The organism is Stanieria cyanosphaera PCC 7437 (genome assembly GCF_000317575.1).
GTDB lineage: Bacteria > Cyanobacteriota > Cyanobacteriia > Cyanobacteriales > Xenococcaceae > Stanieria > Stanieria cyanosphaera.
This window is the reverse complement of sequence record NC_019748.1, coordinates 4,519,976-4,542,887: the sequence shown is the minus strand read 5'-3', so window position 1 is coordinate 4,542,887 and position 22,912 is coordinate 4,519,976. Positions and strand designations below refer to the sequence as shown.

General features: G+C 36.3%; 25 protein-coding genes and 1 pseudogene. 13 read left to right on the top strand and 13 right to left on the bottom strand.

Annotated features, from left to right (window positions below; translation table 11 throughout):
• Window positions 1–77 precede the first annotated feature (77 nt).
• Window positions 78–1,805 carry an NAD+ synthase gene (locus STA7437_RS19905; RefSeq protein ID WP_015195186.1) on the top strand — a complete coding sequence of 576 codons (1,728 nt, stop codon included), beginning with the start codon at window positions 78–80 and terminating at the stop codon, window positions 1,803–1,805.
• Here STA7437_RS19905 and STA7437_RS19900 read toward each other — a convergent pair.
• Complete coding sequence (locus STA7437_RS19900; RefSeq protein WP_015195185.1) at window positions 1,783–2,859, bottom strand: AI-2E family transporter; 1,077 nt, start codon at window positions 2,857–2,859, stop codon at window positions 1,783–1,785. The genes STA7437_RS19905 and STA7437_RS19900 overlap by 23 nt on opposite strands.
• Window positions 2,860–2,919: 60 nt before the next feature.
• Here STA7437_RS19900 and ureA point away from each other — a divergent pair, with 60 nt between their 5' ends.
• The 3 genes from ureA (at window position 2,920) to STA7437_RS19885 (ending at window position 4,701) form a co-directional block, all read left to right on the top strand.
• Entirely contained in the window at window positions 2,920–3,222 is a 303-nt protein-coding gene (gene ureA, locus STA7437_RS19895; RefSeq protein ID WP_015195184.1) for an urease subunit gamma, read from the top strand.
• Window positions 3,223–3,330: 108 nt separating this feature from the next.
• Window positions 3,331–3,645 (top strand): urease subunit beta, encoded by a 315-nt coding sequence (ureB, locus tag STA7437_RS19890; RefSeq protein ID WP_015195183.1) that lies wholly within the window; start codon window positions 3,331–3,333, stop codon window positions 3,643–3,645.
• 264 nt (window positions 3,646–3,909) lie between these two features.
• Window positions 3,910–4,701: a phytanoyl-CoA dioxygenase family protein gene (locus STA7437_RS19885; RefSeq protein WP_015195182.1), complete on the top strand. Its 792-nt coding sequence runs from the start codon at window positions 3,910–3,912 to the stop codon at window positions 4,699–4,701.
• Window positions 4,702–4,718: 17 nt separating this feature from the next.
• Here STA7437_RS19885 and STA7437_RS19880 read toward each other — a convergent pair whose 3' ends face one another.
• Window positions 4,719–6,335 (bottom strand): serine/threonine-protein kinase, encoded by a 1,617-nt coding sequence (locus STA7437_RS19880; protein WP_015195181.1) that lies wholly within the window; start codon window positions 6,333–6,335, stop codon window positions 4,719–4,721.
• 500 nt (window positions 6,336–6,835) lie between these two features.
• Here STA7437_RS19880 and pheT point away from each other — a divergent pair, with 500 nt between their 5' ends.
• Window positions 6,836–9,271, top strand: coding sequence for a phenylalanine--tRNA ligase subunit beta (pheT, locus tag STA7437_RS19875; RefSeq protein ID WP_015195180.1), 2,436 nt, complete (start codon window positions 6,836–6,838; stop codon window positions 9,269–9,271).
• Window positions 9,272–9,339: 68 nt separating this feature from the next.
• On the opposite strand, the gene STA7437_RS19870 is transcribed toward pheT, so the two are convergent.
• Both STA7437_RS19870 and STA7437_RS19865 read right to left on the bottom strand, forming a co-directional pair.
• Window positions 9,340–9,561, bottom strand: a complete 222-nt coding sequence (locus tag STA7437_RS19870; RefSeq protein ID WP_015195179.1) for a DUF2188 domain-containing protein — start codon at window positions 9,559–9,561, stop codon at window positions 9,340–9,342.
• Between the two features lie 260 nt (window positions 9,562–9,821).
• Entirely contained in the window at window positions 9,822–10,163 is a 342-nt protein-coding gene (locus STA7437_RS19865; protein ID WP_041619598.1) for a hypothetical protein, read from the bottom strand.
• An 84-nt stretch (window positions 10,164–10,247) separates the two neighbouring features.
• Between STA7437_RS19865 and STA7437_RS19860 the strand changes: the two genes are divergently transcribed.
• Complete coding sequence (locus STA7437_RS19860) at window positions 10,248–10,541, top strand: HNH endonuclease (protein ID WP_015195177.1); 294 nt, start codon at window positions 10,248–10,250, stop codon at window positions 10,539–10,541.
• A 37-nt stretch (window positions 10,542–10,578) separates the two neighbouring features.
• On the opposite strand, the gene STA7437_RS19855 is transcribed toward STA7437_RS19860, so the two are convergent.
• Window positions 10,579–11,694 carry an alkene reductase gene (locus STA7437_RS19855; protein ID WP_015195176.1) on the bottom strand — a complete coding sequence of 372 codons (1,116 nt, stop codon included), beginning with the start codon at window positions 11,692–11,694 and terminating at the stop codon, window positions 10,579–10,581.
• Between the two features lie 54 nt (window positions 11,695–11,748).
• On the opposite strand from STA7437_RS19855, the gene STA7437_RS19850 reads away from it, so the two are divergent.
• A complete protein-coding gene (locus STA7437_RS19850) occupies window positions 11,749–12,018 on the top strand; it encodes a YciI family protein (protein WP_071882348.1) in 270 nt (89 codons plus the stop codon).
• Here the strand turns inward: STA7437_RS19850 and STA7437_RS19845 are convergent.
• The 3 genes from STA7437_RS19845 to STA7437_RS19835 form a co-directional block, all read right to left on the bottom strand.
• Window positions 12,015–12,542, bottom strand: coding sequence for an acyl-CoA thioesterase (locus STA7437_RS19845; RefSeq protein ID WP_015195174.1), 528 nt, complete (start codon window positions 12,540–12,542; stop codon window positions 12,015–12,017). The two genes, STA7437_RS19850 and STA7437_RS19845, sit on opposite strands and share 4 nt — an antisense overlap.
• Window positions 12,502–13,089, bottom strand: coding sequence for a gamma-glutamylcyclotransferase (locus STA7437_RS19840; protein ID WP_015195173.1), 588 nt, complete (start codon window positions 13,087–13,089; stop codon window positions 12,502–12,504). Before STA7437_RS19840 ends, STA7437_RS19845 begins: the two co-directional genes overlap by 41 nt.
• A 97-nt stretch (window positions 13,090–13,186) precedes the next feature.
• On the bottom strand, window positions 13,187–13,690 hold the full coding sequence (locus STA7437_RS19835) for a hypothetical protein (protein ID WP_015195172.1): 504 nt from the start codon (window positions 13,688–13,690) through the stop codon (window positions 13,187–13,189).
• A gap of 83 nt (window positions 13,691–13,773) precedes the next feature.
• Between STA7437_RS19835 and STA7437_RS19830 the strand changes: the two genes are divergently transcribed.
• From STA7437_RS19830 to STA7437_RS19820, 3 genes are read left to right on the top strand one after another with little or no spacing between them, the layout of a single operon-like run.
• Window positions 13,774–14,358, top strand: a complete 585-nt coding sequence (locus STA7437_RS19830; RefSeq protein WP_015195171.1) for an HD domain-containing protein — start codon at window positions 13,774–13,776, stop codon at window positions 14,356–14,358.
• Between the two features lie 53 nt (window positions 14,359–14,411).
• A complete protein-coding gene (locus STA7437_RS19825) occupies window positions 14,412–14,750 on the top strand; it encodes a nucleotidyltransferase family protein (RefSeq protein ID WP_015195170.1) in 339 nt (112 codons plus the stop codon).
• Window positions 14,737–15,075 carry a HepT-like ribonuclease domain-containing protein gene (locus STA7437_RS19820; protein WP_015195169.1) on the top strand — a complete coding sequence of 113 codons (339 nt, stop codon included), beginning with the start codon at window positions 14,737–14,739 and terminating at the stop codon, window positions 15,073–15,075. Before STA7437_RS19825 ends, STA7437_RS19820 begins: the two co-directional genes overlap by 14 nt.
• A gap of 37 nt (window positions 15,076–15,112) precedes the next feature.
• Here the strand turns inward: STA7437_RS19820 and STA7437_RS26665 are convergent, their stop codons facing one another.
• Window positions 15,113–15,259, bottom strand: coding sequence for a hypothetical protein (locus STA7437_RS26665; protein WP_015195168.1), 147 nt, complete (start codon window positions 15,257–15,259; stop codon window positions 15,113–15,115).
• A 79-nt stretch (window positions 15,260–15,338) separates the two neighbouring features.
• Between STA7437_RS26665 and STA7437_RS27480 the strand changes: the two genes are divergently transcribed.
• Window positions 15,339–15,467 (top strand): hypothetical protein, encoded by a 129-nt coding sequence (locus STA7437_RS27480; protein ID WP_281169237.1) that lies wholly within the window; start codon window positions 15,339–15,341, stop codon window positions 15,465–15,467.
• Between the two features lie 47 nt (window positions 15,468–15,514).
• Here the strand turns inward: STA7437_RS27480 and STA7437_RS19815 are convergent, their stop codons facing one another.
• Entirely contained in the window at window positions 15,515–15,892 is a 378-nt protein-coding gene (locus STA7437_RS19815) for a type II toxin-antitoxin system VapC family toxin (RefSeq protein ID WP_015195167.1), read from the bottom strand.
• Window positions 15,889–16,131, bottom strand: coding sequence for a type II toxin-antitoxin system Phd/YefM family antitoxin (locus STA7437_RS19810; RefSeq protein ID WP_015195166.1), 243 nt, complete (start codon window positions 16,129–16,131; stop codon window positions 15,889–15,891). Before STA7437_RS19810 ends, STA7437_RS19815 begins: the two co-directional genes overlap by 4 nt.
• A 265-nt stretch (window positions 16,132–16,396) precedes the next feature.
• Here STA7437_RS19810 and STA7437_RS19805 point away from each other — a divergent pair, with 265 nt between their 5' ends.
• On the top strand, window positions 16,397–21,667 hold the full coding sequence (locus STA7437_RS19805) for an nSTAND1 domain-containing NTPase (RefSeq protein ID WP_015195165.1): 5,271 nt from the start codon (window positions 16,397–16,399) through the stop codon (window positions 21,665–21,667).
• Window positions 21,668–21,802: 135 nt separating this feature from the next.
• On the opposite strand, the gene STA7437_RS26990 is transcribed toward STA7437_RS19805, so the two are convergent.
• A complete protein-coding gene (locus tag STA7437_RS26990) occupies window positions 21,803–22,387 on the bottom strand; it encodes a calcium-binding protein (protein WP_051036073.1) in 585 nt (194 codons plus the stop codon).
• A 45-nt stretch (window positions 22,388–22,432) separates the two neighbouring features.
• Window positions 22,433–22,741 (bottom strand): annotated as a pseudogene (locus tag STA7437_RS27775) (calcium-binding protein); the annotation flags it as partial.
• On the opposite strand from STA7437_RS27775, the gene STA7437_RS26980 reads away from it, so the two are divergent.
• Window positions 22,680–22,823, top strand: a complete 144-nt coding sequence (locus STA7437_RS26980; protein ID WP_216087066.1) for a hypothetical protein — start codon at window positions 22,680–22,682, stop codon at window positions 22,821–22,823. The pseudogene STA7437_RS27775 and the gene STA7437_RS26980 overlap by 62 nt on opposite strands.
• Window positions 22,824–22,912 lie beyond the last annotated feature (89 nt).

Genomic DNA, 22,912 nt, shown 5'->3' with positions numbered 1-22,912 from the left:
ACTAACTATAAATAATTAATAATTAAGACAAAACTTATTTAAAAGCCTAAAAATTTTTGTATTTTGATATAAATATTATGAAAATAGCCGTAGCTCAAATTAATCCTACCATTGGCGATCTTGTCAATAACGCTAAAAAAATTCTTGCCGTAGCTAATAACGCAGCTAAAAAAGGAGTACGTCTTCTGTTGACTCCTGAATTATCCCTTTGTGGTTATCCTCCCAGAGATTTATTACTTTATCCTGGGTTTGTGGAATCGATGCAGCAACAATTAGAAGCGATCGCACAACAATTACCGAAAGGAATGGCAGCTTTAGTAGGTACTGTGGAAGCTAATCCTTCTGCTACTTCTAAGGGACAAAAACCTTTATTTAATAGTATGGCATTATTAGATGAAGGCAAAGTCCAGCATATTTTTCACAAACGTCTTTTGCCTAGTTACGATGTTTTTGATGAAGATCGTTATTTTCAATCGGGATACGAAACTAATTATTTTGCTCTTTCTCATCAAAATGCAGTTGCTTCGGATCTTGACGATTCCTTTTCTGAAGAATCTTCTTTGAAAATAGGAGTGACTATTTGTGAAGACTTATGGAATGATGAACAATTTTGGGGCAAACGCAACTATGAAGTTAATCCGATTGAAGATTTAGCCTATTTAGGTGTAGATGTCGTGGTTAACTTATCTGCTTCTCCTTATAGTGTAGGTAAACAAAAACTTCGAGAAGCAATTCTTCATCACGCTGCAACAAAATATAAGTTACCAATCATTTACGTTAATCAAGTTGGTGCTAATGATGATCTGATCTTTGACGGGAATAGTGTGGTTTTCAATCGACAAGGGGAAATTGTTTCTCATGCCAAAGGATTTGAATCAGATTTAGTGATAGTGGAATTTGATCCGATTCAACAAAACCTTTCTGCTTTAACTCCTATAAATAAACAAGGGGTGATTTTAGATGAAAATGAAGAAATTTTTGCTGCTTTAGTCCTAGGAGTCAAAGATTACGCTCACAAATGTAATTTTTCTCAAGTAATCTTAGGCTTAAGTGGAGGAATTGACTCTTCTTTAGTAGCTGCGATCGCAACAGAAGCAATGGGTGCGGATCGGGTGTTAGGGGTATTAATGCCTTCTCCCTATAGTTCGGATCATTCCATTACTGATGCCGTAGCTTTAGCCAAAAATTTAGGAATTAGATACGAACAATTCCCGATTCAAGAAGCAATGTCAGCTTATGACCAAATCTTAGCACCTTTATTTACAGGCACAGAATTTGGTATTGCCGAAGAAAATATTCAATCACGGATACGGGGTAACTTATTAATGGCGATCGCAAATAAATTTGGTTATTTACTTCTTTCCACAGGTAACAAATCAGAGATGGCAGTAGGTTATTGTACTCTTTATGGAGACATGAATGGTGGATTAGCAGTAATTGCCGACGTACCCAAAACTCGTGTTTATTCCCTCTGTCGCTGGTTAAATCGCCATCAAGAAATTATTCCCAATCATGCCATTAATAAACCACCCAGTGCCGAATTAAAACCAGGGCAATTAGACCAAGATTCTTTACCACCTTATGAAATTTTAGATGATATTCTCGACCGTTTGATTTGCCAGCATCAATCCGAACCAGAAATTATTCAATCTGGACATCACTCAGAAGTTGTTCATCAAGTGATCAAATTGGTTGCCCGTGCCGAATTCAAACGCCGACAAGCACCTCCTGGTTTAAAAATTACAGATCGCGCTTTTGGTACGGGTTGGCGAATGCCTATTGCTAGTCGCTGGTTAGTAAATTAACTTGTTCTACTTCTTCAGCAGTAATTATTGGTATTTTCCAACTGATCACAATACTCCTAATAAAACTAGCCAAAGGTACAGCTAAAACCAAACCAAGTAAACCAGCAATTTTTGCCCCGATTAATAAAGACAATAAAATTAAAACAGGATTTAGTCCTGTAAAACCACCCAATAAACGAGGCGCGATCGCATTTTCAATTACTTGTTCAATAATTACGGCAACTACCAAAACTCTTAGTCCCAACCAAATACTATTCAGAGCAACTAAAAAACTAATTATTCCAATACTTAAAGCACCACCAAAAGGAAATAAGGCCATTACTCCTACCCCTACTCCAAATAATAGAGCAAAAGGAACTTGAATAATCAAAAAGGCAATTGTCATAGTGATTCCCATAGTAGCAGCTACGACAGCTTGACCAATAAAATAATTTTGAAAAGTTTGTTGTAAAATTTTAGGAATTTTAATTGCTAAATTTTGAGGAAAAAATTGAAAAAATCCTTCCCAAAGTTCTTCGCCATGAAGCAAGAGATAAAAAGTTAAAACGATAGTTAAAATCAAATCCAAAATACTACTTAAGGCTGATAATAAACCACCAACAATTTGTCCACTTGTTTGTTGTAATTGGCGAGAAATTCTTCCTAATAATTCTGATGAGATATCGGTAACATTTACAGGTAAATTACGCTCAGTTCCCCAGGTTTCTAAAGAATTTAGTTGCTGTCTACCCGATTCTAACCAACTAGGCAAACGTTCTAACAAAGCATTTAATTGCTCAATTACTAAAGGAATTAAAGTGACACCTAAAATTACCAGTAACAAAACTACCCATAATAAAACAATCAAAACAGCTACACTACGTTTAACATGCCATTTCTCTAGTTGTCTGACAGGATAATCCAAAATAAAAGAAAGTAAAGTCGCAACAATTAATTTACTGATGATTGCTTGAAAATATTGAAAGACTATCAATAACAGCCAACCATTCAAAATAATCAATGGTACAACTAATCCAGTTACAAACCACGGTGGTAGTTTAAAATTTAGTTTCATAACTCCAAAATTGATCTCCTAAAACAAATATTAGGAGAAAAATCAACTAATTCCCTTGATATGAAATTATCACCTCAAGAAAAAGATAAATTAATGATTTTTACTGCTGCCTTACTAGCAGAACGCAGAAAAGCCAAAGGTTTAAAATTAAATTATCCAGAAGCTATTGCCTATATTTCTGCTGCTATTTTAGAAGGTGCAAGAGAAGGAAAAACCGTTGCCGAATTAATGAGTCATGGTACAACTCTCTTAACCAAGGATGATGTCATGGAGGGAATTGCAGAAATGATTCCTGAAGTGCAAGTCGAAGCTACCTTCTCTGATGGTACTAAATTAGTAACTGTACATAATCCCATTCGGTGATAAACCGAGTGCAGAGGTGTAAGGGAGAAATTTTTAACAATAATACTAATGTTGTCCTCTTCTCCTCTTCTTCTAAAGCAAATTATTGATAACTAATAACTGAAAAAAATGATTCCAGGCGAAATATTTACTCAACCAGGAGAAATTGAATTAAATCAAGGGCGAGAAACAATTAAAATTTCAGTAGCTAATACAGGCGATCGCCCTATTCAAATAGGTTCTCATTTTCACTTTTATGAAGTTAATTCCGCTTTACAATTTGATCGGGAACGGACTAAAGGAATGCGATTAAATATTCCTGCTGGTACGGCAGTACGTTTTGAACCAGGAGACGAAAAAGAAGTAGAATTAGTTGCGATCGCAGGAAGTCGTGAAATTTATGGTTTTAACGGCTTGATTAATGGTCAATTAAGCTCAAATTAAATCACCAATAGCTTAACTTTTGTACAGACGTAATATATAGCAATTCTCAAAGTTATAAGGTACACCATTATCAGTGAGCAGTTACTAATTACTAATTACTAATTATGAGGGATGAATAATCAACAATTAAATATTAACAATTAACCATAAACATAAGCGAAGCGCACTACCGTAGGTCTCAACCAAAACCAGGGAGCTAATGTACCTCATGAGAATAAGAAACGCTATATCTATTACGTCTCTAATCCATTAATTTTGAGTTTTATGATAACTAATAAGCCAACTTTATCTTCAGATTTTATTAATTTAGCCAAGGAAATTATTGACGGTAAAGGTTACGTTTTACTACCTAATTTACTCACTCAAGCAGAAGCTAAAACTGCTAGTAATTTGATTTTAGAATTAGCTGAACAAGAAAAAAAAGTAGGAAAATTAGTAATTCAGGAACAAAAAGAAAGATTATATGGGTTGATTTATCAGGGGAAAATTTTTGAAAAAATGGTACAGCATCCTACTGTACTATCAATAGTAGAAACTATCCTGGGACAAAATTTAATTTTAGGAGGATTTTCTGCTCATATTCTCCATCCAGGAGCTAAAAGAATGGGAGTTCATGTAGATTACCCCTATTGGGCAATGTCTTCTCCTTTTCCCCGATCTCCTATTTTAGAAATACAAGTTATTTGGATGGTTGAAGATTTTACTGAAGATAATGGCGCACCATTATTTGTTCCCCACAGTCAAAAATTAGCCATTAAACCAGAGCTTGAAGAGTTTGAAAAAACTGCTATCAAAATAACAGGAAAAGCAGGAACAGCTATTATTTCTCATGGACTTTGTTGGCATGATACTTCAGTGAATCATACCCAAAAACCACGAGTTTCAATTTTAGGTAACTATACACCTCAATTTATTCATCCTTTAGAAAATAATTTATTTAATTATCGTCAAGAAGTTATTGAGCAAGCTACTCCTAAATTAAAGTATTTACTGAGGCACGATTTGCAATCACATCAACAGCAAATTTTTGCTATGAATTTTAAAATGAACTTTTAATTGCATAAACTCACTGTCTACCACAAACCTCTTCTACCGTTTGGTAAAATTGTCATCCAATTAGTTTTAGCTTCTTTCAGTTGTGCTTCCGTAATATTGGCATTGGAAAGATTTGCACCACAAAGGTTTGCGCCTTTTAATTTAGCTCCCGAAAATTGAGTAAAACTTAAATCTGCGCCTCGTAAATCCGCTCCTTCTAAATTGGCAGAATAAAGATAAGCTCTACATAAATTGGCATTGCGTAATAAAGCTTGTCGTATATCTGCGCTACTTAAATCTACTCCTGATAAATCTGCTCCTTGTAAATTTGTTTTAATAAACTTAGATTCATGAAAATGCGCTCCAGCTAGGTTAGCTTTTTCCAGATTTTGTTGACTGAGGTCTTTTTGGTTAAAATCTCTTCTACCAGTGGAGTAATAATCTAGTAAAGCTTGAGCCTCTAATTTAACTGGTCTATTCAAATCATAAGCACTCGTTCCAAAGGAAGTTGATTTTTTGAAATCTGAGCTATTTTTACCAATCGAAGTTCCTCGACTAAAACTAGTTCGATTACTATGAGTTTTTTTAAAATCTTGACCGGCAATAGTTCGTTTGGCAGCAGGGTTAATACTGGTGTGGCGAGAACGAATATTATCAGCTATGCGAGATGTAGAACGATTACCTCGACTTGAAGAATTACTAAAAGGATCTATATTACCGCTAGAATAACTAATCATGCTTTCTGATAAGCTATCAAGATGATTTTCAATGTCTAAAGCTTGTAAGGCTTCCTCGGCAGTTTTGTAGCGATTTTTAACTGATACTTCTAGCATAGTATGCAAAATCTCAGAAAAACTCTCACTCACGTTGAGATATTTGTCCCAATTAATTTCTCCTGTTAAGGGGTCACAGTCCATATTTTTGGGTGCTTTACCTGTCAGCAGATAAATACAAGTAACTCCAAGAGCATAAATATCGCTGGCATAAACAGGACGCATAGCTAGTTGTTCTGGAGGAGCAAAACCTGGTGTACCGACAGCAAAAGCAGTTAAAGCAGTGTTGTTGTTATCGGATGCTACCGTATTAACTTGATTTTTAACCACTCCAAAATCAATCAGAACTAACTTATCATCAATCTCGCGACGAATAATATTAGCTGGTTTGATATCTCGATGAATTACTTTTTGATTATGAATATCTTTGAGAATAACTAAAATTTCTTTGAGGACTTGTCTTACTTTTTCTTCGTTAAGAAGACCATGTTTTTTAACTTCTTGTTGAAGATTATTACCTTTAACAAACTCTTGAACTAAATAAAATTGTTTGCGGTCTTCAAAATAATCTAATAGTCTAGGAATTTGGGGATGACTGCCAATTCGACCCAAAGTTTTTGCCTCTCGTTCAAATAATTGTCTTGCCATCGAGAGGAAATTAGGATTGTCTGTATTGGGGCGTAATTGTTTAATGACACATAAAGGATTGCCAGGCAGGGAAATATCAGCAGCGAGAAATGTTGCACCAAAACCTCCTTTCCCTAACCCTTTGACTAAATGATAGCGATCGCGTAATAATAATTTTGAACCACAAGCTTGGCATATTTTTGCTTTGGGGTTGTTAATTGGTTTTGGACAAGAAGGATTTAGGCAGTAGCTCATTCAAAATACCCATAAGGCTCTGTCTAGCAATAAATCTCTCATTTCAGATTTATTAATTTTTTAGCCGAAAAGCTTAAGATTAATTGTTGTAAACTACAAGTTTTCAGCTATTCAATCACAAGCATATCCTAATTTTTTTTAAATAGGTAAGAGATTTAAAAGAAGAAATTACGAACTATTTTTTACCTATTTGGTACTAAAAAATCTCAGTAAATTATTTAAAGAAAAAATCTCTTCAGTGTTTTTAGGGATTGTTTTATCTAGTCATTAATTAAACAGCTTTTATTTAAGTGAAAAATTAAAAAAAAATCAGTAATTTTACCGAAGCTTAAGTTATTAATAGTTAATTTACTTAGTTTAAAAACTAAATTAATTGACAATACAGTTTCAGTAAATTTACTTGCTAGAGTTAAAATATTTAAGCTAAAGATTGACTGCAAAATGTCCCGAGGAAATCTTGGCTTACAGAATCGTTGTATTGACAAATCAAGAAAAACTAAATGCGCGTCTCTTTAAATTGGCTCAAAGAATTAGTAGATGTCGACCTAACGGCGGAAGAGTTAGGTAAAATATTGACTATAGCGGGTTTTGAAGTCGAAGCGATTGAGGATCTGCGGACTTTTGCTGATGGAGTAGTTATTGGCAAAGTTGTTCAAAAAGAACCTCATCCTAACGCAGATAAATTAAGTGTCTGTCAAGTAGAAGTAGGAGGAGATGCGCCCTTAAATATAGTTTGTGGCGCAAGTAATGTGAGGGCAGATATTTTTGTTCCTGTGGCAACTTTAGGAACTTATTTACCTGCCATCGATCTGAAAATGCGCCGAACTAAGTTAAGAGGTGTTCCTTCGGAAGGAATGATTTGTTCTTTAACCGAATTAGGGTTAGAAAAAGAATCTGATGGTATTCATATTTTTACTGAAGATAACCTTCAACCAGGTCAAGATGTTCGACCTTTATTAGGATTGGATGATGTTATTTTAGATTTGGCGACTACTGCCAATCGGGCTGATGCTTTATCGATGGTAGGAATAGCTAGAGAAGTGGCAGCTTTAACAGGTGCAACTTTAAAACTTCCTGATATTCCCCAAGATGAAGTTGCTCAAAATCTTCAAATCCAGATTGAGGTTCAAGATTCCCAAGCTTGTCCAGCATATATAGGTACAGTTATTGAGGGAGTAAAATTAACTTCTTCTCCCAATTGGTTGAAATGGCGATTGCAAGCAGCAGGAGTGCGTCCAATCAATAATGTGGTAGACGTGACTAACTATGTGTTGTTGGAATGGGGGCAACCTCTTCACGCTTTTGATTGCGAAAAATTACAAAGGGTAGCTGGAAACGATGCTTTAACTATTGGGGTGCGTTTTGCTGAGGCAGGAGAAAGTTTAACTACTCTTGATGGTCAAAATCGAGAACTTAATCCTCAAAATCTTCTGATTACCGCAAATAATCAACCTGTAGCTTTAGCTGGTGTGATGGGCGGAGAAGATACGGAAGTTGACAATCAAACAGTTAATTTGGTTTTAGAATCTGCCTTATTTGAATCAGTTACCATTCGTCGTTCAGCACGAAGTCAAAATTTACGTTCGGAAGCTTCTACTCGTTATGAACGAGGAGTTAATCAAGTAGAATTAGACTTAGCGGTAGCTAGAGCGATCGCATTGTTACAAGAATTAGCTGGAGGTACGGCAGTTGCTCAAACTGTGGCTGATGCTCGTCCAGATTTTGCTAGTCGTGGTTCGATTGAGTTACGTTTAAGCAGAATTAATCAGGTTTTAGGTCAAGTTAAGCGGGAAAATGGTGTTGGTGAGATTGAAGTTGAGGAAGTAGAACAAATTCTGAGTGCTTTGGGTTGTCAGTTGGAGTTAATTCCAGACAAAGAGAGTACTTGGAAAGTAACTGTTCCTTCTTATCGTTATCGGGATTTGGAGCGAGAAATTGATTTAATTGAAGAAGTAGCTCGTCTTTATGGTTACGATCGCTTCTGTGATACTTTACCTGCTAAAACTGAACCTGGTTATCTTTCTTTTAATTATCAGATCAAAAATAAATTACGAGCCTTATTACGTGGTGTTGGATTAACTGAAGTAGTACATTATTCTTTGGTTAAACCCACAGGAGGAGAAGTTACCTTAGCTAATCCCCTCTTTGCCGAATATTCGGCTTTACGAACCAATTTAATTGCTGGTTTGATCGATGCTTTTGAGTACAATCAGTCTCAAGGCAACGGTTCACTCAATGCCTTTGAAATTGGACGCATTTTTTGGAATTCTGATGCAGGGTTTCAAGAGGCCGATGCTGTGGCAGGAATTATGGGCGGAGATTTTTATCCCCAAGGTAGTTGGACTAGAGGCGGAAAACCTGCACCAATGAGTTGGTATCAAGCTAAAGGTATTTTGGAAAGTTTGTTTACTAATCTTGGTTTAACGATATTCTATCGTTCAGATAGTACAGATCAAAGACTACATCCAGGGCGCACCGCTTCTTTGTGGTTAGAGGGGAAAAATTTTGGTATTTTTGGGCAATTACATCCTCAGTTGCGTCAACAACGGGATTTACCCAATGAAATTTATGTTTTTCAATTAGACTTCAATATTTTACTTGCTGTTTTGAGTCAGGAAGAAGTAATTACACCAAAATTCCAAGTTTATTCTGCTTATCCAGGTACAGAGAGAGATTTAGCCTTCTTTGCTTCTACTACTTTATCCGTAGCCGAAATAGCTCAAGTAATCAATCGGGCAGGAGGTAAATTATTAGAAAAAGTCGAATTATTCGATGAATACAAAGGTAAAAATGTCCCTGAAGGACAACGCAGTTTAGCTTTTAGTCTAATTTATCGCTCAAGCGATCGCACTTTGACTGATGAAGATGTTGAACCCGTTCATCAAAAAGTCCGCGATACTCTAGTCAAGGAGTTTGAAGTAACTTTGCGTAGTTAAAAAAAAACTATTTATAATTAGGGTTTGGCAATGCCAGACCCTCTTTTTTTGACTAAGGGAAGTCATTTTTACTCAACGGCTTGACCTGTAGAACCACCAGTATTTTTTTTAGCAATTTGCTTATCCCGATTTTTTGCCCATTTTTCTGCTTGGGCAGTAGCAATTGGGATGGCACGTCCTTCTTCATAACCATCATCTAAGAGCGCATTAGCAATATCAATCGCTTTTCGTCGCACCTCTGCGGTTAGGTTTTTCATAGAAGTTGGATAATCATCATATGTCCAAGGCATAGAACTATCTCCTTGAAATCGAAATTTTGCGGCACAGTTGAGCCAAAATTGAAGGGGTAGATATCTCTCAACAATTACACCTATTTAAAACACTATTTGATCGATTAACATCATCCACAAGAGAGAAACAGTAGCTAGAAGTATTAAACTTGTTCATCAAACATCCGCGCTATTCTAGTCAAGGAGTTTGAAGTAACTTTGCGGAGTTAAAAAAATTTGTAGGAGAAACAACCAATTTACCCCTACTTTTTCCTTTAAATTTAAATATTGAGACGACCTGTAGTAAACAACTGATATCCACCCACAAAACTAGCTAAAGAAAGAACAAATTGCCAAAGACTAGTAGGATTTAAAATAGCTCGACTGCTAGCAAAAATTAAGATAATTCCAATAGCGATAGCGAAAAGACTTAAAAGTTTATCTCGGCTGGGTAAAACAAAGAACATTAAAACTCCTGCACTTAGGAATAAAATAGAAGTATCAGCAGCAATACCGCGCCACCAATAGGGATAAACATTAGTAGTAAAGTAAATATTTTGTCCTAAAAAATAAATTCCTAAAAGTAACAAAGCTAAACCAATCAGTCTGAGTAAAAATCTCATCTTTTTGTCATTAATAAATCTTCCAGTTTTATATTTCCCAAAGGAAGACATAAATTTAATCAAAATAGCTGAAGTAAAACAAATATGGAATGTCAGTTATGTGAAAGGGAAATGGAACGGTTAACAGTTCATCATTTAATTCCCAGACAACAAACCAAAAGAAAAAAACTAGCTCCAAGTCCAACCATAGATATCTGTTCTGGTTGTCATAAACAAATCCATGTTTTATTCGACAACAAAAAGCTAGCTAAAGAATTAAACACTTTATCAACATTAAAAGATGAGCCTCAACTACAAAAATTTTTGGCTTGGGTTAAGAAACAAACTCCCCACAAAAAAGTTACAGTACATCGGAAAAGTAGTAGGAATAATTCATGAATTATCCCTACTGGATGTGTCGCTATAAATTAATAAATTACACTGCTTGTGCTTCTGGATAAAAAGGAAAATCAGTATATCCTTCTGAATCAAACGAATACCAGATATTTTGTTCGGCGGGAGGATTTAATTCCCAATTGTTGGCAAAACGCTCAACTAAATCGGGATTGCTAATAAATGGTCTGCCAAAAGCAATCAAGTCTGCATTTCCTTCTTCAATTGCTGTTTCGGCAGTTTCCTGGCTATAGCCACAGTTACCCATTAAAGGTGCATCAAATACTGAACGAAACTCTGCTAAAGTCATTGGTTCTCCCTGTTCGTGGAAACCAAAAGCTAAACCATCGACAAGATGCAAATAAGCTAATCCATAGCTGTTTAATTGTTTTGCTACATACAGAAAAGTTTCACGAAAGTCTGGCGAACCCATATCATTATAATTACCATTAGGAGATAAGCGGACGGCAACCCGATCGCTAGACCAGACAGTTAAGATAGATTCAACAATTTCTTGCAGAAAACGGTAGCGATTTTCTAAACTTCCTCCATAGCGATCGCTTCTGTGATTGGTTTTAGATTGCAAAAACTCATCAATCAAATAGCCGTTGGCAGCATGAATTTCTACGCCATCAAAACCAGCTATTTTTGCTCTTTCGGCAGCACGACGATAATCTTCGACTATGTTTGGGATTTCTTCAGTTTCTAAGGCTCTCGGTATTTCGTGATTCTGTTTACCCTTGGGAGTATGAATACCTTCTCCTTGAATTGCGATCGCGCTTGGTGCAACTGGTAATTGATTATTTTCTTGAAAACTACTATGGGAAGCTCTGCCACAATGCCAAAGTTGTAGAAAAATTGGTGTTCCTTGAGCATGGACTGCGTCAACAATCTTTTGCCAAGCTTGGGTTTGTTCGTCGGTGTAAATTCCAGGAGTATGTTGCCAACCGTTGGCTTGTGGGGAAATAGTAGTTGCTTCTGTAATAATTAAACCTGCTGAAGCTCTTTGAACATAATATTCTGCCATCAAATCATTGGGAAGGCGTTCTTTTCCTGCACGCGATCGCGTTAGGGGAGCCATTGCTATCCGATTTTTGAGAGCTAAATCTCCAAGTTTAAAATAACTGAGTAAATGGGGAGAATTTGTTGAAATAGGCATTGGTTTAGACAACTTGATATGATTTTGTTGAGAAAAGATCAACCATAAATCATTATGCCGAAATATATTATGTGGGGTAGTTATTGCGATAACGCTTTAGAAAAACGAACTCCTTATCGTCAGGCACATTTAGACGGACTTGCCCAACAAAAAGAACAAGGTATTTTAATTACTCTTGGACCAACTAAAGATAATACTAAGGTTTTTGGAATTTATGAGGCAGAATCAGAAACTTTAGTCAGGCAGTTAATCGAATCAGATCCCTATTGGCAAAACAGCATTTGGACTGAATATCAAATTAAAGAATGGATTCAAGCGTTTTAGCGAGCTTTGCTCCATTTGGTGAGGGCATCTTTCACGTCTGGTGGCAGTTGACGCATCACTTTACCTTTCTCGCGATCAACTCCTACTAACGTAACTCTTCCTGTTACATAAAGTTCGTCTCCTTCAGGAGATTGGATTTGATAATCCCAGTGAATTCTGACTCCTTCGGTTTCGGTAAGACGAGTTTTAACTACGGCTGACATTCCTAAACGGACAGGACGATGATATTTAAGTGATAACTCTACTACTGGCAAATCGCAACCAAGAGCTACTAGATCGGCAAACTCTATCCCAATCGAACGCAGGCATTCTACCCTAGCTGCTTCCATCCAAGTTAGATAAGTACCATGCCAAACTATCCCAGCGTAATCTGTATGATGGGGTTGAGCTTTGACTGGATATTCAAACCAATGTTCGGTAGTTGCATTAATACCGGGATCGTTTTCTATCGCTGAGGTGGGTAATTTTGGTAATTTGGGTTCGTTAACTTGCGTGTCTGACAATTGTTTGCTCCTCTTTACCATCTAGCAAATAACTATTTTGTTTTGTTTGTAATTGATGCATATGATTGAATAATTGCCAGCAATATTCCTCTGACAATCCACAGGTAATAGCACCACGTAAGACAACTTGAAAATACCAGTCATTAGGGGGAATTTCTTGAGTTAGTTTATCAATTACTACATAAGTGCGAACTTGTTCGTAAGAGCTACTATGACTTTTAACTGTGACAAATTCTTGTCGATAACCTCGACGAGGAACTTCTTCTCTTTCATCTAAGCGATCGCTTAACCGCCAAGGCAAGTAATATAATACTCCTTCGATCTGAGATTGAGTATCGGCAATAATGTCTAATACACCACAGTTGCGTAGTAGAGAACGACGATAAAATCCTAAACGATATCCTGAAAGTACAGCTTTCCCAACTACATAATGATGGGTATCTTCTCCTAGCGATCGCTTTAAATCTACAGGACACATACAAGAACCGTAGGCAAAGTAGTAGAAACTTGGTTCTCGTTCTTTTTTAAAGGGATGCTTGCCTAAAGACTGTTTCTGCTGCCAGTTCATAAGTAATTAACATAACTTGAGTTATTTTATGCTAATTTTACTCAGCTTAATCTCTAGATACAGTAATGTCTAACAATCATTAACAAATATCAAAATGTTAACGCACATTAATAATTAATTTATGCTGGAGAATCCCGCTGCCACTACTTTGTTGAGTGATAGAATTACCAACCCCAGAAAATTGAATGGTTACATTGGCATTACTAGGAGAATAATTCCCGACAATTTCAATAGTATTCATTCCTTTAACTAAACGAGGAGCTAAATCTAGAGAAGTTTCAGAACTATTTAAACTAATTAACTTGCGATCGTTAACTGTAATTGTACCTGTAATTTTTGTACTATTGGTAATAATCTTTAAGTAATGTGAGCTAGATAAATTTCGACTATCTAGAGTAATAGTAGTTGAGTTTTGTTGCACTGAAGTGTTAACAGTTTGATTGCGCCAAAATTGATCAAAACGTCTCATAGGATCTATTTGAGCTAAATTAACTAAACTATTGGTTGGTTTGACTATCAATTCGCGATTAAGGACAACGGGCAAATTAATAAGATTAATAATTGTTACTATCCCGATTAAAGTAGCCGAGATTAAATTCATGTTGCTGAAATTTACATTAATAATTTAATTATAGAAAATAGTTATTCTGGTCTAATTCATCTGAAACTGTTCTCAACAATTAAATGACTTTAAACCCTGAAAAAACAACCAAACTTAGTAATCGATTTGAACAAGCTTTAGTTTATGCTACTCGTCTCCATGCTCAACAAGTTAGAAAAGGTAGTGGCGTTCCGTATATCAGCCACCTTCTTAGCGTTGCTGCCTTGGTAATAGAAGATGGAGGAGACGAAGACGAAGCGATTGCGGCTTTATTACATGATGCCATAGAAGACCAAGGCGGAGACAAAACCCGTCAAGAAATTCGGGAAAAGTTTGGTGAAACAGTAGTGAATATAGTCAACGCTTGCACCGATGCTGAAGTTATTCCCAAACCGCCTTGGCAAGCAAGAAAGCAAAATTATATTGAGAAAATGCGTCATGCTTCTCCCCAAGTGCGAAGAGTCTCAATGGCAGATAAATTACATAACGCTCGTTCAATTTTAGCTGACTGGCATCGAGGAGAAAATGATATTTGGAGTCGTTTTACAGGAGGCAGAGAAGGAACTCTATGGTATTATCGTTCTTTAATTGAAGTGAATCGACAAGCAGGTTCTAATTTTCTTACTGAAGAATGCGGTCGCGTGGTAAAACAATTAGAGCAAATTTGAATTTATTATCAAACTAGCCAAGATATTTGTCGGTAACTACTTCTAAAATTGATATGTCGGTCGAATTAGATGCTCAAATCCAAACACGTTTAGGAATATCAACCGAAAAAATTGCTCAATTCTGCCAACGGTGGCATATTACCGAGCTACTTTTATTTGGCTCTGTGTTAAGCGATCAATTTCATGCTCAGAGTGATATTGATATTTTAATTCGCTTTGCACCTAATGCTCGGCAGGGATTATTAACACTGGCTAAAATTAAGCATGAATTAGAAGAAACTACAGGAAGACGAGTAGATCTAGCCCTAAAAGAATCTATTGAAAATAGTGAAAACTGGATTCGTCGCCACGAAATTTTAAAAACAGCACAAGTAATTTATGAACAGAGATAAATCATCACTTCTCGATATCTTCAACGCAGCAAACCGAGTCTTGCAATTTGCTAAAGGAATGGATAAATCTGTCTTGGCGACTAACGAAGAAAAACAATCAGCGATTCTTTACCAAATAATCATTATTGGGGAAGCAACTAAACGATTATCACCAGAATTTCGTTCACAATATCCTGAAATCCCTTGGAAAGATATAGCTGGAATGCGCGATATCCTTGTTCATCAATACGATAAAATTAATGCAACTACTCTTTGGGATGTTGTTGAAAAAGATATTCCAGAGCTTTTAGAACTTCTTAATTGTTTATTTCCAGATTTTAGGTAGCTGCACCTAATTCAACAACAAAGTTTGAAGCTGTCACTTAATCTAATGCTTTTCCAATCCCGTAAGCTGCTAAACCTGCTAATGTTCCCACTCCAAAAGCCGTGTCACCGACAGCAACACCAATACCGCCAATCGTACTACTGGCTGCTGCACCGACAATTGCACCACTACCAGCAGCGATCATAGCTGACTTATCAATCTTTGATAGTTGATTTTTAATGGTTGATTATTCATCCCTCATAATTAGTAATTAGTAACTGGTAATGGTGTACCTCACCAAGAGCGAGAAAGGCTATAGCTGTTGCCATAATTATTCTGTCTTTAATATTTTAAATATAATGCGATCGCGATTAGGTGCAGCTTTTCAAAAAGCGATCGCTCTACAGTTTTAATCTATAGGCTAGTTCAATTACTTAAAGTTAATTATTAATTTTATCAGTTAACTTTTGATAATTGAAATATTATATAAATTAAACTTTTTATCTCTTGTAACAACAGTCATAGATTCACAAATAGCCTGAACAATTATAATACGATCAAAAGGATCGTTATGATGATTAGGAAGTTCTTCGATGGCCAAACCATGAGTAATGGTAATAGGTAATGGTTGAAAATTATTACTTTCAATTTGTACTTCTAAATCATCTGGAGCAGTTAATTTTCCCAGAGATTTTTTAATTGCAATTTCCCAAGCTGATGCAGCCGATATAAAAACTAAATTATCTTGATTAGAGATAGCCTTTTTAGCAGCTTGGGATAGAGTTGGATGATTAGTTAGCCACCAAATAAGAGTATGAGTATCAAGAAGTAATTTCACTCTTCTTCTCCTAAAAAACCAGCCAAAATCTGATCGGGTAACTCTTCATCAAAATCATCAGACATTATTACTTTTCCTTCCCAGCTTCCAGGTGTTCGAGGTTGTTTTGTTGCCTCATAAGGAATTAATTTAACCAATGGTTTTCCTGCTTTAGCAATAATGACTTCTTCCCCAGCTATTACTAATTCAATTAAGCGAGATAAATGAGTTTTCGCTTCATGGATGTTAGTTATTTTCATTTTATGACTTAGCTAGACTTAGTTTAATTATAAAGCAGAAGAAGTTTTTAAATAACAGATCGGGATAAACATTAATAATAATTTGCTAATTAAACTAATCAACCAAAAGTTCAAAAACTTAAATAGCAACTCTTTTAACACTAGTAGTTGTATATATTGCAAAATCTGCGAACAGTCTTGATCAAAAGCTTAAGAACATCACTGCATAAAACTGAGATATTACACCTAGAGATATATACTGACTTTAAAAGTAACTGGTAAGCTAATGTGTCCTCGTGCTGTTGCTAAACCCCGTCCTCAAGCTGTTTCTAAACAAGAAATAGCAAAACTCTGGCTTTTTTTGGTTGGAGTCAATCAGTATCAGGATGAAAAGAGTTTACCATCTCTGCAATATTCTGCTTTAGATTGTCAAGGGTTGGGAGAGGCTTTAACTGAAGCGACAGAAACCTTTCCTGCCAGGGAAATTATAGTTCATCACGATTTTGCCAACCAGAAACCAACGGTTACTCAGGTACGAAACACTTTACAACACATTGTTAATACAGCTAAACCGCAGGATACGATCTTATTTTATTTTTCTGGACACGGAATTTTAGAAGCTTCAACTCAAAAAGTAGTTCTTTGTCTAACTGATACTTATACAGATAAATTATTAGAAACAGGATTACCTTTACAGGAATTATTACAATGTTTGGGTCAATGTGCAGCTAGTCAACAGTTAGTTTGGTTGGATGCTTGTCACAGTGGTGGGATGACTTTGCGAGGCACCGAAGGATCTACTTTACCTAATCCTACTACGCAATTGGTACAAGTTTTAAGGAAAAAGGCAGCCCAGAGTCAAGGCTTTTATGCTTTGCTTTCTTGCGATCAGACTCAGCAATCGTGGGAGTTTCCCGAATTAGGACACGGCGTATTTACTTATTATTTGATGCGAGGTTTACGAGGAGAAGCAGCCGATTCGGTTGGGATGATTGAGGCAGATGCTTTGTATCAATATGTTTATCATCAAACTCTGCGTTACATCGATAAGACTAATCAACAAATTCGTTTAATTAATCAACAAAAAAGTAGTCGAGGTGAAAGGCAATTAAACTCTGAATATCCTTTGCAAACTCCGAAACGCATTGTTGAAGGTTTTGGTAAGGTAATTTTAGGTAAACGTTCAACTGATCATAGTTTTAGTAATCCCCGTCAGGCTTTGGTAATTGATGGATTGGGGATTAATCAGACAACATTAGGCTTAAGTAAGATTTTAAGGGGTACTGGTGGCTTTAATTTAGAATATTTCCCCCAAACCGATACAAACTGGACTGAAGTACGAAGCGCGATCGCAAGAAGTTTGGATGCGGAAGTTTCTCAGAATACTGTACTCCAAACCGATCTTAGTACTGTATTTTTATACCTCCGTGGATTAATTAAGGAAACGGAAACGGGAGAGTCTTGGTTATTTCTCAGAGATGGAGTCAAGTTATCTCGTTCTTGGTTGAGAAAAATTTTACGTAATTCTCGTGCTTCTCAACAGATTATTATTTTAGATTGTCCTGGGGCGAGTTCCATTGCAGAATGGGTGGAAGATTTAAGATTGGAATCGGATCGCGGACAGTGTTTGATTGCTGCTGCTTCTAATCTATCTAATTCGCAACAATTTACCCAAGCTTTATTGGAAACACTGGCAAAAGCGGATCAACAATCGGGGTTTCCTGTGGCTGCTTGGATTACTCAATTACAAATTCAATTAGCTGGTACAGAAGTAATTCCCAAGATTTGGTTATCGGGTACTAGAGGTGTTATTGAGGTTTTACCAGGCAAAACTAATAACGGCAATAAAGATGATTCGGGAGTATATGACCTGGGAATTTGCCCTTATATGGGCTTAAAAGCTTTTACTGAAGAAAATGCCCAATATTTCTATGGTAGAGATGCGTTAATTCAAAAATTACTGCTTCAAGTTAATCATAGCTCGACCATTGCTGTTGTCGGTGCTTCTGGTTCGGGTAAATCCTCAGTAGTTCAAGCAGGATTAATTTCTCAACTGCGTCAAGGTAAACAAGTACCAGGTAGTGAACAATGGTGGATTAGTTGTTTACGTCCAGGACAAAAACCCATTCAAACTCTAGCACGGACGTTGGTTGATGGTGGGACTGAAAAAGAAAAAGCTCAACAACAGCTACAAATCGAAGGCTTACTTTATCAAGGTGTAGAAGGTTTTGTGCAATGGTTACGCAGTCGCAGTGAACCAGTGGTAATACTGGTAATCGATCAATTTGAAGAAATCTTTACCTTAGCAGGAGTTACCGACCGTAATAACTTTTTAGAATTAATTTTAGGAGCGATTAAATTTGCAGGCGATCGCTTTAAGCTAATTTTAACAGTTCGGGCGGATTTTGTGGCTACTTGTTTGGAAATTTCCGAATTGGCACAAATCTTACAACAATCTAGTGTTTTAGTTCCTCCCTATTTAACCGAAGATGATTATCGAAGTTCGATAATTAAACCAGCCGAACAGGTAGGGTTAAAAATTGAATCGGGATTAGTAGAATTATTATTACAAGATTTAGATCGTTCCGCAGGCGACTTACCTTTATTACAATTTGTTCTTCAACAATTATGGGAAAATCGTCAGGCGGGAAAGTTAACCCTCTCTGCTTATCAACAACTGGGTGGCATGAAGGGTGCGTTAGAAAAACGGGCGCAAGAAGTCTACGAAAATCTCGATCCTGAAGCCCAAGCTTGTGCTAGATGGATTTTTCTTAATTTAACTCAATTAGGAGAAGGAACAGAAGATACTCGCCGTCGCATTAGTAAATCAGATTTAGTGGTAGCTAAATATCCTGCACCTTTAGTAGCTAGAACTTTACAAGCTTTGATGGCTGCTAAATTAATTGTAGTTAATCTCGACCAAGGAATTCACTCAGGATCGGGGCAAAGTCGTAGTGGTGATACCCCTGCCAATGATGATGAACTCTTGTTAGAAGCGATGAAACAAGAAGCTACTATCGAAGTAGTTCACGAAATTCTCATTCGTCATTGGTCAACTTTACGGTGGTGGTTAGAGGAAAACCGAGCTAGATTAAGAGCGCAGAGGCAAATCGAACAAGCAGCACTACTTTGGACTCAAAAAGGTAAATCTCCCGACTTTTTACTACGAGGAGTTCGATTAGGAGAAGCAGAAGAAATTTATATTAAATACACCGATGAATTAACTGAAGTTGCCAGAGAATTTATTGAAGCGGGTATTGATGCAAGGGAAGCCGAACAAAAAGAAGCGAAAAGAAGGTTACGACGCGCCCAACTTACCGCAGCTACTTTAGGAGTTTTAGGTTTAGCCGCAACCGCTTTTGGTGGTTTAGCTTATCGTCAAAAAGTTTTGGCAGAAATTGAAAATATTAATACTCTTACTAGTTCGGCAGAAGCTTTATTATTATCTAATCAACAATTAGAATCAATTCTGACCAGTATTAAGGCAGGAAAAGAATTTAATAAAATTGGCAATTGGGGTCAAACTTTTGTTGGTAGAGATAATTGGGAAACGACTAAAGTAAAAACAGTTAGCACTTTACAACAAGCTCTAGATAATACTCAAGAATTGAATCGTTTACAAGGTCATAGTCAAACAGTTAATACTGTAAGTTATAGTCCTGATGGTAAACTGATTGCTACGGCTAGTGATGACCAGACTATTAAAATCTGGCATGAAAATGGTGAATTAATTGCAACTTTAACAGGACACCAAGATCGAGTTACCAATTTAGCTTTTAGCAACGGTAAGATTAATCTTTCTAATTTAAATCAAGAAGGAACAACTTCTTTAGTTAGTGATGAAAACTTATCACAGGATAATTATGTCTTGGCTTCAGCTAGTGCAGATGGAACTGTCAGATTATGGCGTATTCAAAACAATCAAATTGAACCTTTAAAAACTTTAACAGGACATCAAGATTGGGTAACTGATGTTGCTTTTAGTCCAGATAATCAAATAATTGCTTCTGCTAGTCGCGACAAAACAATTAAATTATGGCAATTAGATGGAACTTTAATTACTACTTTATCTGGTCATAATGGTTGGGTCAATACAATTGATTTTGCTTCAGATAATTTACTCGCTTCTGGTGGGGAAGATAATCAGATTAAGTTATGGGAAATAAATAACCAAACTAGTAAAGAAATTCGTACGATTACAGGAAATCAAGACCGAGTTACTCAAGTAAAATTTAGTGCTGATGGTAATGAGTTAATTTCTGCTAGTGGTGATGGCGAAGTTAAACTTTGGCAAGTCAAAGATGGTAAGCAAATTAATTATTTTTCTCATCAAGAACAGGTTAATAGTGTTGCTTTTACTCCCGATAATCAATTAATTGCTACTGCTACGGCTGATGGCAGAATTAATATTTGGAATAAAGATGGTATTCTGCAACAAGTTTTAGTGGGACATCGAGGAGAAATTACCGATCTTAATTTTAGTCCCATAGAAATAAATGGCAATAAAAATCAAACTCAATCTTATTTATTAGCATCAGCTAGTGTAGATAAGACAGTCAAAATTTGGCAAATTAATAATTTATCTGCATCCGAAGCAGGAGGAATTTATAGTGTTGCCATTTCTCCTACTTTTCCAGAGATTTATGCTGCTGCTGGTTGGGATGGCAAAATACAACTGTGGCAAAAATATCCTGATCAAACTAAAGAATTACTGCGGACTTTACCAGGACATCAAACTACAATTTCTGATTTAAAATTTAGTCCCGATGGAAAAGTTTTAGCTTCGGCTAGTTGGGATAAAACTATTAAATTATGGCGAGTAACAGATGGGAGTTTACTGACTACTTTACAAGGTCATCAAGATGGAGTAAATAGCATTGCGTTTAGTTCTAATGGTCAGTTGTTAGTTTCAGGTAGTGAAGATCGAACAGTTAAAATATGGCAGCTTAATAATGATCAAGCTGAAATCTTAAGAACTTTAAAAGGACATCAAGATAGTGTTAAAACTGTAGCCATTAGTCCTGATAATAAATTAATTGCTTCTGGTAGTTATGATAAAACTATTAAAATTTGGAATGTAGAAGGTAAATTATTAAAAACTTTATCAGGACATAATCTCGCTATCTCGTCTTTAAAATTTAGCAAAGATGGCAAACTTTTAGCCTCTGGAAGTTGGGATAATACGATTCGTTTGTGGCAGATAAAAGAGCAAAATTCATCCTCACAAATTTTAAGCGGACATCAAGATGGTATTACAGGTCTTGACTTTATTGATCGCGACGATATCCTAGCTTCTAGTAGTGCCGATGGTACGATTAAACTTTGGGATTTAACTAATAATAGTTTATTAAAAACTCTCCAAGGACATTCTTCACAAATCAATAGTTTAGCTATTAGTAATGACAGTCAAACTTTAATTAGTGCCGACGAACAACAAGGTTTATTTTGGTGGAATTTAAACTTAGATAACTTATTAACCACAGAATGCGATCGCGTTAATAATTATTTAGAATATAATCCTAATTTATCTAAAAGCGATCGTTCAATTTGTAATTGAATTGAACCTAAAATAATTATAAAAAATGTTAACTGGAGAAAAATATTAATGCAAACAATCTCTATACCCAAAGAATTTCGAGTAACTTCAGAACATCAGTTTAATTAATAAATTTAATTAAGCAGCGTGCTTCGACTAAGCCTGAAGAATAAAATCATTAGTACTCAAAGCAGGAATTTCGCTTACAGTAGCAAATTGCGCGCCCAAACCTAAACCAGTTGTAACTCCGTTTTGATTGTAAAATAAGTTACCAGTAGAACTACTATAAACGATAAATGCATTTGTAGTATCAACAGCAAACTCACTAGCAACACTAAATCCACTACCTACGATACTAGTCAGTGCAGTAAAGGTGGTTTTATCTAGTACAATTTTGTCAGTGCCACCAACAAAGTCTGCAATTCGATCTATTCCTACTGCACTAGTAGTAAAGGCTGCATTTGTATTGTAAATAAATTGGTCATTACCAGCACTACCAGAGAGGCTATCATTACCACTTCCTCCAATTAATGTATCATTGCCAGTGCCACCGACGAGGGTATCATTGCCCGAATTACCATTAAGGTTGACAGCACCGAGAGTAAAATTGGAAGCCTCCAGGATGTTATTGCTACTACCACCAGTTAGAGTTGCAGCTTCGATAGAAATTAGAACATCAGTTCCATTGCCAATCAAACTGGTATTGGTGAGAGTAAAATTGAAATTACCAGATTCACTCAAGCGATCGCTACCCAGTCCACCATCTATTGTGTCATTACCAGCACCGCCAGAGAGATTGTCATTGCCAGCGTCACCATTAAGAATGTTATTCGCACTATTACCTTTGAGCGTATTATTAGAGGCATTACCTGTACCATTGATAACACTCGTTCCAGTTAGGGTTAGATTTTCTAAATTAGTGCCTAAAATATAAGTAATGCTGGAAGAGACAGTATCGACACCTTCGTTAGCATTTTCTGTAATTGCATCGGTTGTAGTGTCTACAATATAAGTATCATTACCAGCACCGCCGATGAGCGTATCTACACCTCCATCACCATCAAGAGTATTATTTACGCTGTTGCCTGTTAGTATGTTGTTAAGAGCGTTTCCCTTTCCATTAATAGCAGTTGTGCCAGTCAGAATTAGGTTTTCTAAGTTAGTTCCTAAAGTATAGGTGGTGTTTGAATAAACTGTATCTGTACCCTGACCAGTATTTTCAGTGATTAGATCGCTAGTAGTATTAACAACATAAATATCATTTTA